The 8,807-nt window shown below is 69.0% G+C and carries 8 protein-coding genes; 6 read left to right on the forward strand and 2 right to left on the reverse strand.

The window, feature by feature from the left end; genetic code table 11:
- From GTW67_RS09925 to GTW67_RS09940, 3 genes are all read left to right on the forward strand, one after another.
- A partial coding sequence (locus tag GTW67_RS09925; protein ID WP_237518763.1) for a peptidoglycan-binding domain-containing protein occupies window positions 1-298 on the forward strand: 298 nt, incomplete at its 5' end.
- Window positions 299-1,142: 844 nt separating this feature from the next.
- The gene (locus GTW67_RS09935) at window positions 1,143-2,066 is read left to right on the forward strand and encodes a C1 family peptidase (RefSeq protein WP_237518764.1); all 924 of its coding nucleotides are present in this window, start codon (window positions 1,143-1,145) and stop codon (window positions 2,064-2,066) included.
- A gap of 341 nt (window positions 2,067-2,407) precedes the next feature.
- The gene (locus tag GTW67_RS09940) at window positions 2,408-2,959 is read left to right on the forward strand and encodes an ATP-binding protein (protein ID WP_161164432.1); all 552 of its coding nucleotides are present in this window, start codon (window positions 2,408-2,410) and stop codon (window positions 2,957-2,959) included.
- Between the two features lie 102 nt (window positions 2,960-3,061).
- Here the strand turns inward: GTW67_RS09940 and GTW67_RS09945 are convergent, their stop codons facing one another.
- Together GTW67_RS09945 and GTW67_RS09950 are read right to left on the reverse strand one after the other, a co-directional pair.
- Window positions 3,062-3,943 carry a hypothetical protein gene (locus tag GTW67_RS09945; RefSeq protein ID WP_161164433.1) on the reverse strand — a complete coding sequence of 294 codons (882 nt, stop codon included), beginning with the start codon at window positions 3,941-3,943 and terminating at the stop codon, window positions 3,062-3,064.
- Window positions 3,940-4,545 carry a papain-like cysteine protease family protein gene (locus tag GTW67_RS09950; RefSeq protein WP_161164434.1) on the reverse strand — a complete coding sequence of 202 codons (606 nt, stop codon included), beginning with the start codon at window positions 4,543-4,545 and terminating at the stop codon, window positions 3,940-3,942. Before GTW67_RS09950 ends, GTW67_RS09945 begins: the two co-directional genes overlap by 4 nt.
- 365 nt (window positions 4,546-4,910) lie before the next feature.
- Here GTW67_RS09950 and GTW67_RS09955 point away from each other — a divergent pair, with 365 nt between their 5' ends.
- From GTW67_RS09955 to GTW67_RS09965, 3 genes are all read left to right on the forward strand, one after another.
- Window positions 4,911-5,891: a helix-turn-helix domain-containing protein gene (locus tag GTW67_RS09955; protein ID WP_237518765.1), complete on the forward strand. Its 981-nt coding sequence runs from the start codon at window positions 4,911-4,913 to the stop codon at window positions 5,889-5,891.
- A gap of 320 nt (window positions 5,892-6,211) precedes the next feature.
- Window positions 6,212-7,780: an ABC transporter substrate-binding protein gene (locus tag GTW67_RS09960; protein WP_161164435.1), complete on the forward strand. Its 1,569-nt coding sequence runs from the start codon at window positions 6,212-6,214 to the stop codon at window positions 7,778-7,780.
- Window positions 7,781-7,943: 163 nt separating this feature from the next.
- Window positions 7,944-8,645: a bleomycin resistance protein gene (locus GTW67_RS09965; RefSeq protein ID WP_161164436.1), complete on the forward strand. Its 702-nt coding sequence runs from the start codon at window positions 7,944-7,946 to the stop codon at window positions 8,643-8,645.
- Window positions 8,646-8,807 lie beyond the last annotated feature (162 nt).

An 8,807-nucleotide genomic window follows, 5' to 3' on the forward strand; every position in this document is an offset into this window, starting at 1 on the left:
GGTGAACAACCTCGGTCTGAACACCACCCAGGCCAAGCACTGGCAGTGCTGGCTGAAGGGGTGGGGATTCAACCCCGGCACGATCGACGGGCAGCTGGGCACCAACAGCTGGATCGCCGCCCAGAAGTTCCTCAACTGGACTGGCTCCTACGTGAACGGGCGCCTCGTCGTGGACGGTGTCGTCGGCACGCAGACGATCAAGGCCCTGCAGAACTGGCTGGGCGTCGGCATCGACGGCGTCGCCGGACCGCAGACGAGGGCCGCGTTCGCGAGCTTCGCCAACACGAACTACTGCTGAAGGGAACCGGGGCGTCGGCTGCCACGGCGGTCCGCCGTGGCAGCCGGCGTGAGCGCTACCCCGAGCAACGCCGAGCGGCGGGCACGGCCGGGCCTGACGCGACCACGCTGTCGCAGTGGTCCCCGCCGAACTCCGGCAGGCCGGCGGATACGGCGCGGCGTTGCCGCATGCCTGGCCCGCGAGCACGGAGACGCTAAGGACGCCGCGCCGGGATCGGCGGCGTCCCCGTGGGTCCGGGAGATGCCCGACGACCCGGGGGCTGGCTGGCCGGGAGGCAGAAAACCACACCGTGCGCGAGCGGACCGCCGCCTACGGCCACCGGATCAGCACCCCACCGCAGCACGAGAGGTGGCCGGCGGACTGCTCTCGGCAGTCCGCCGGTAGTGCGCCTTCTTCCGGTTCCCCATCGAGAACGCCCTCGGACCGTCGCCTGGATCGATCGCGATAGGGCTTCGACGCCGTCTCCGCCATCGACGCGTACTCCTGCAGCTGGCCGCCATCGCGGCACGCAGGGCCTCGCCTCCGGGAATGGACCGGTACGCAAGAGGCCCGCGGAAGCGCGAGTTCGGACGGCCGGCCGGCTTCGCGCCACCAGCAACGTGCGATTGCGTTTGGCGAGGTGTCAACGCTTAACGGTGAACGCTCCTCACCCCATCGACGTGAGCACGTCAGGGTGCCAAGGTTGTGCCCGTCGCCCGGAGATCACCTGGCAAGTCCGGGCGGCAACCCTTGTCCTGACTGTGCGGCCCCCAAGCCATGACGCACTGTCAGTTCACTCAGCAACCAGACAGGCACGCACCTTCCGCCTGCCTGCCTCCCCCCACACTCGACTGGAGCCAGATCCATGCGTCTGACCAAAGCGATAGGTGTCCCCACCGCCCTCGTCCTCAGCGGCCTGGTCTTCGCCACCACGGCCACGGCGGCCACCGCGCCCTCGCCGTCGGACACCGCTCAGCAGGGCACCGTCCACAAGGCGCAGCCCAAGCACGGCATGGGCTTCCGGCTGGATGCGCCGAAGCGCTCCAAGGCACCCGCGTCCGCCCCCTCCGCGGTGGCGCTCAACGACATCGCCCCGATCGCGCGGACCGCCGAAGCCCCCGAGAGCTACGACCTCACCAAGTACGCGCAGTCGCCCGGCGACCAGGGCAAGGTCGGCTCCTGCGTGGCCTGGGCCACCGGCTACAGCGGCTACGGCATCCTGATGAACGAGCAGAACATCAGCGACGGCCCGATGGCCCCCATGTTCACGTACTCGCAGATCGCCAAGGGCAACGACCAGGGCACCTGGGCCTCCGTCGCGCTGCCGATGCAGAAGGAACAGGGCATCGACACCAAGGCCGACTACTGGCAGGGCGACTTCGACTTCACCACCCAGCCGGACGATGCCGAGCGCGCCAACGCGGCCCACTACAAGCTCTCCGGCTTCACCGAGCTGCCTGTCAAGGGCGAAGAGGCCAGGGCGGCCATCGAGGACTCGATCTCCCGGGGCATGCCCGTGCCGATCGGTTTCGAGGCCCACCAGAGCTTCCAGGACCTGAATGCCGACACTGCCGGCGACTACAGCTACCTCCCCGGTGACGACAGAAGCGACCCGGTCCTCGGCGGGCACGAGGTGACCATCGTCGCCTACAACGACAAGGGCGTGAAGATCGAGAACAGCTGGGGCACCGAGTGGGGCGCCGGCGGCTACTTCACCGTGCCGTGGAAGTTCTTCGACGCCGGTGTCGTCAACGAGGCCCACGCCATGGGCAAGCTCGTCGAAGGCTGACCTGACGTGAGCGCAGGCTGCCGTCGGCCCGGCTCCGGCGCTCGATGTACCGACGACTGACGAAGCTGCGCGCACAGAACGTTGAGCGTTCTGTGCGCGCAGTTCGCGCTTGGCGGCATCAGAAGAGCGATCCGAGTCGGGTGCGGCCCTGCGCTCCGTGACGTTTCTCGGGTATCCGTAGCGCAAGTTGCCGTATTTACGCGCGGAGGTTGCGGTCCCTAGCCTCAACGACGCCAGCCGGTCGGCCCGTTCGCCCCACTCGAGCGGGCCGGCCTCCCGGCCCGACCCCAACGCGGCGGGCTCGCCGTGGACATCATCGACCTCTGAGGAGACGCACGGGCGTGCCGACCGGCCAAGCAGACACGTTTTCCGCGGCCACCAAGGCCGCGTCCTTCGTTCTTCGTGCGGAGCCCTGGGCCGTCCGAGAAGGCCGCAGCCGTGTCCGTGCGACTCTGCGCTCCTGGGGCCTCGACCTGGACGACGATTCCAGCTGGGGTCTCACCGTGGTCTCTGGCGAACTGCTCGCCCGAGGTGTCCGGCGAGCGGCCGGGAACATGACGGTGCGCCTCGATCTGGAGAGCGACCAACTCATCCTTGAAGTGCACGACGAGGCCCCACAGTGCAGCCGTGCCCGGAACACCCCACAGAGCGCGCGCGACGAAGACGGCTGGAGCCTCGCCCTCCTCGACGCTTATTCCACCGCGCACGGCACGGAGCGCACCCCTGCGGGCGTGCGGTGCTGGGCCGTCATCAGGCTTCCCCCCGAATCGCTGCCAGGCGTCGTCCCGGACGCCGAACACCTGAGCGGCATGCGCTGGGTGCTGGAACCCGCCGGCGCCGCCCTCCTCGCGGCGGGGGCCTGGCCCCCTGAGATGTGCCGACCGAAGGCATAGGGGCGGCCCCGGCGGGGATCGTCCCGCCGGGGCCATCGTGTCCGGGTGGCTGGGTCGCCACCCCTTCGGTCGGGGGTTTCGTGGCCCCCGGCTCGGGTGCGGTCAGCGGCGTGTCAGGCGTCGCCTGACGAAGAGGCCGCCCAGTCCGGTCAGCAGAGCGGCGCCGGCCAGCACCCCGGCCGTGGTGTGCCCGTCCGTTCTGTCCGACGTCGCCGCGGATGTGGTGGCTCCGGCTGCCGTGTGCTTCTGTGCAGCGTCTGCCGCCGCGCTGCCGAAGCCGCCGGCGTAGCCCTTCTTCGCGTAGGACGAGCCGGGCAGCTTGTCTGCGTAGGCGGTGTGCACATGCTGGTGATACGCGGCGACGCTGGCTCCGTCGACGCCGACGGTGGCCTTGGCCTCGGCGTTCAGCGGCAGCACCCGGTCGCCGCGCAGGACGTACCAGGCGTTGATCTGCGGTTCGCGGAAGACGGTGCCGTTGCCGTGCGCCAGGGCGGCGTAATCGGTCTCGTCCGAACCGCTGGCGATGTTGATGACCTTCCAGCCGCCGGCCGCGGGCTCGCTCCACACGCTGGCGGTCTGACCGGTGGCGGAGACCGCCTTGGTCGCGACGTAGTTGGACCGGGCGACCGGGGCGCCGGCCTCCCCGCGCACGAAGTCGGGATTGAGGGCGTAGACGGTGACGCTGTCGCCGACCAGGCGCACGGGAGCGGCCTCACCCGCCGGGGAGTCGGCCTTGGCCGCCGGGCCGCCGTCCCGGGGAGCGTGAGCGAAGAAGTCGCTCAGCACCTTGCGCGTGGCGCTGTTGTCCGCGGCCGCGCGGCCGGCGGCCAGTTGGGTCGAGGTGAGGGCGGTCGGCGCGGGCGGCGGCGTGGACCCGGCCGCCGCGGCAGTGCCGGTCCCGCACAGGCCGAGGGCGGCGGTCGCGAGGACGGCGCAGGCCAGGCCGCGAGTGGTGGTGGTCTTGGTGGTGTTCACGGCGGTCACGCTCCGATCCCGTACAGCGTGTGCGTCCAGGAGAAGTCCGAGTTGCTGCGGTAGTAGTCGTAGGTCGCCCAGTTGTACCGGTAGTCGTCCGGCCACGGGTCGCCCCAGTACACCCAGGACTTGCTGGTGTCGTATCCGTACAGCACCTCGGCGTGGCCGCCGCCGGAGCTCCACTGGATGCGGGCCATCATCGGCCGCTTCGCGTCGATCTGCTGCTGTACCGCGTTGTAGCTGATGACGCCGGACGTCACGGTGCCCGGTGACAGCCCCATCCACCGGAAGGCGGTCTGGTCGTCTTCCAGCGTCGCCTGGTCGTTGGGGCACGAGCCGCCCTGGGCCCGTCCGAAAGCAGCGTTGCAGAACTGGGTCTGCGTGTACTTGTAGCCGAACCAGCTGGCTATGGTGTTGCCGCTGGCCGACCAGCACCAGTTGGTGTTCTCCTGCTCCTGCATGGAGATGTTGAGCACGTTCTTGCCCGTGGCCGCCGAGGCCGAGTCGGTCGATGCGGCCGTGGCCGTAAAGGCGGCGGCGAGAACGAGAGCGGCCGCCGTCAGCGTGCGACGGCCGCGGTGACGGTGGGGACGATACGAGGTTGATGACATGAAGCGACGTCCTTGATGGGGAGGCGGGGGGACGAGAACGCGGTCTCGGTGTGTGTGTGGGGGGCAGGGCGCGAGCCGCCTGGGGTGTGGCGGACCACGGGACGTCCCGAGTGACTCGGACCTCGGGCGTGCTCTGCGAAGCGTTCCACTGACCGACAGATGAGATTCTGTGTACGTGGCATGAGCAGGGCAAGGGTCCCGCGACCGTCAAGCGTTACGGGTATTCGGGCCGGCTCCTGGACGGCCCACCGTGCGAGGACGTCACCGCACCAACAAGCGGACGAGTCGGCTCCATCGGTGAGCCGGCGTGCGAAGATGCCGCACACGCCCCACCGATCCGGTCACCGTCAGAACGGCTTGCGCCCATGAACTCCCAGCATGCGCCACTTCCTGACGGCACCCGTGCGGCCGTTCCCGCACCGTGTGTCCCCCAGCCCGACCCGTTGTCGGTCCTGCTGCGAACCGGCCCCTTCAGCGAGGCACTGCGGGTGGCCATCCAGAACCGGGGGCTGAGCCTCAGCCGCCTCCAGGAACGCCTGAAACAGGGTGGCGCCCCCATCACCACGGCCACCATCAGCGCCTGGCAGTCGGGCAAGTACCGGCCGGAGCGTCCGCACGCGCTGCGCGCACTCGAAGCCTTGGAGAAGGTCTTGAACCTCCCTGCCAGGGCTCTGAGTTCACTGCTCGCGCCTCCGAAGCCGCGCGGGCGCCATCTGAACGGTGCGGCCGGCCGGCCCAGCCTGGCCGAGGCCTGGGCCGGGGTGCTGAACGACGCGCTGGAGGCGGTGGACACCCGCTGGACGGCCCACCTGACCTGCGTGAGCCGACACCAGCGGATCGACGTGGACGCCCGGGGCGGCGAACACATGCTGTGGAGCCGTCAGGTACTGCGCGCGGAGACGGACGGACCCGACCGGTACATCATCAGCTACCAAGCCGACCAGCCCGGCCCGGCCCCGGTGCTGCGACCGTCGACGCCACGACGTGTGGGCGCGTCCCTGGACGATCCCGCCCACGGCATCCTGGTGGCGGAACTGCTGTTCGACCGTCCACTGTCACGCGGGGAGACCGTCATCGTCGAGTACGTCCTGGAACACGTCGGCACCAGGCCGACGGCCCAGCGTGCCGGTCTCTACCTCCAGGTGCCCGTACGGGAGTGCGTGATCGAGGTACGTTTCGACGCCGCGGCGCTGCCCACCAGCTGCCACGCCTTCCACGTCCCGCACGCTTCCGCCGACATACGGGAACGCATGCTGTGGCTCGGCGCCGACCACTGCGTACACACCGTCGGTCTGGACCTGCCCCCGTCGTACTTCGGCATCCGCTGGTCCTGGGACGACCGGTGATCTGGTGCGTTTCCCGGCCTGCCATCGCGGTCCAAGGCGAAGAGCGAGCCTCAGAAGTAAATAGGGGTAGGTAGAAGCGCGTACACGGATATTCCCGGCGAGGGCGCTCAGGAGAGAGTGCCGCAGCGAAGACGCATGATCCTTTGCGTCGCCGCTGCTGCCCCTGGAGCTGGCAGCCCCGTCCGAGGAGCCTCCATGCCCGAACACGCCACGCCTCCGCCACGTTCGACACGGGCGTAACCACCAACACCGTCGCGGCGCGCCGTTCGGCCGGCAGGCGGCGGCGAGATGCACTCCCCCACACCTTCAAGAGGACCCTCATGCGATCTCTTCGCCTGCGTTTCTTAGTGGCACTTCTCGTTCTCACCGTGGTGGCAGCAGGCGGCTGGCGATGGTTGTCGCAGCAGACAGAAGACCATGAGGCGATCACCGTGGGAACGACGGAGCCCGTCACGTCCCTGGATCCGGCCGGCGCGTACGACTCCGGCTCCTGGGCGCTCTTCAGCAACGTCTTCCAGACTCTCCTCACGTTCGATCCAGGAGACCCGACGCCAGTCCCGGACGCCGCCGAGCGATGCGACTTCGAGGACGAGGAGCTGCGGCTCTTCCGCTGCCGGCTACGACACGACATCACCTTCCCCAGCGGGCGCACCCTGACCGCGGCAGACGTGAAGCACTCCTTCGACCGGGTCAAGCGCATCAACTCCGACGTCGGCCCGACCTCCCTCTTCAAGACGCTCGACACGGTGTCCGCCGACACCAGCGATACGGTCACCTTCCGCCTCTCGGCCCCGGACGCCACCTTCCCGCTGAAAGTGGCCACCGGAGCCGCTTCCATCGTGGACCGGCAGAAATACCCGGCCACCTCCTTGCGTGCCGGCTCCGCGGTCGACGGCACGGGCCCGTACACGCTGTCGGCATACACCAAGGACCACCAGGCGGACCTGAATCCGAACCCTCACTACAGGGGCTACCTCCACGAGACCGGCAATCCGATCAGGCTCCGTTACTACCCCGACGCTCACACCCTCGCCCGCGCCTGGAAGGCACAGCAGGTCGACGTCACCAGCCGGACTCTCCCCGTGGACCTGCTCGCGGAGCTCGACCCCGGTGATCCCACGCTGCGGATGACGGCGAGTGATACCGCCCAGACGCACAACCTCTACCTCAACACCCGCAAGAGCTCTCCTCTGCACGATGCTCGTGTGCGTCGCGCCATGGCCTGGCTCGTCGACCGCGAGGCACTCTCCTACACCGTGTTCCGGAACACCGTCGACCCGCTGTACTCGGTCATCCCGAGCGGGATGACCGGACACACCACCCCCTTCTTCGACGACTACGCGGGAGGGCCGAACGTCGAGAAGGCCCGCGAGCTGCTCAGTGATGCCGGAGTGAGCCTGCCGGTGCGCATCACCTTCGGATACGACCGCGGCCGCGGCGTCGGCGTGAGCACCAAAGAGGCGGCCGTGCTGAAGAAGCAGTTGCAGACGGGCGGCCTCTTCACCGTGGACGTCACGGGCTATCAGTGGGCCGACTTCCAGGAACGGTGGGCAGCGGGAACGATGGACGCATGGGCAGTGAGCTGGGTGGCCGACTATCCCGACCCGGAGACCTTCGGCGCCGCACTCGTCGAAACCGGCTCCTCGATGAATACCGGGTACAGCAACGCCCAGGTCGACCATCTTGTGGGCGACACTCGACGGCTCGCCAACCGCGGCCGCACCGCGGATGCCTTTGACACCCTCCAGGCCCGCGTGGCCCGGGACGTGCCTCTGATCCCCCTGTGGCAGCGCAAGGACTACGTGGTGAGCACCCCGTACGTGGGCGGTGGGCAGTACTTGCAGGACGGTACGGGCGTATTTCGGCTGTGGCGGCTGAGGCGGGCCTGATCTCCTCCGCCGGCAGGGAAGGGCGTGCACGCCGAGCTCCGCCGCGCGGCCCGCTCGGCGGCCGAACATCACTCCGACCTACGTGATCACGGCCTTCAGGGCCGGTGAGTCCATCGCCGACGTATCCCCCACCCTCTGGTCAAGTTTGACTAGAGTGGTCGGTATGAGCGAGAAGACGATTCCGGTCCTGCCGTGTCGGACCATCCAGCCCGTTCTCGACTTCTATACGGCCCTTGGGTTCGAGGTGACCTTCCAGCAGAAGAGCCCCAATCCGTACGCAGTCGTCCAGCGCGGCGGCATACAGCTCCACTTCTTCGGGATGAAGCACTACGAGCCGGCCGAGTCGTTCAGTACGTGCATCGTCCAGACCGATGCCATCGACGGGCTGCACGAGGCCTTCCGGGCCCGGCTGAAGGCGGCGTACGGGCGAGTACCGAACCGCGGGCTGCCGCGAATCGGGCCGCTGAGGAACACCTCACACGGTGTGCGTCAGTTCCTCATGACCGACCCGGGCGGCAACTGCATCCGCATCGGGCAGCAGATGAGCGACGACCAGCACCACCGCCCCGCCCCCACGGAGACCTTCGCCCGGGCCGTGCACCACGCTTCCCTCCTCGCCGACTCCAAAGAGGACCTGACGGGCGCCGCGAAAATCATCGACCGGGCGCTGCGCCTACGGGACGAGCAGCCCACGCCTGTACAGCTGCTTCGGCTACTCGTGCTGCGTGCTGACGTCGCCACCCGTCTCGGCGACAAGGAGGCCGCGACGTCCGCACTGGCCGCGGCCACCGCAGTCCAACTCACCGCGGAGGAACAGGACTCCGTACGCGACGACCTCGACCGCCTCACGCAGTTGATGGGCTGACGGTTGGCCCAGAATGCGGAGTCGACGTTCACGTCCCGGGTGATCAGGCCCTTCGCGTCGGCCTGGACCTAGCCCGCCGCCCGCTCCCCCACACCACGGCCGCCCTGCACCAACTACGCTGCCGCCGCAGCACCTACGCCACCCGCCGCACACCCCGACGCC

The organism is Streptomyces sp. SID5910 (assembly GCF_009862125.1).
In the GTDB taxonomy this organism is placed as follows: domain Bacteria; phylum Actinomycetota; class Actinomycetes; order Streptomycetales; family Streptomycetaceae; genus Streptomyces.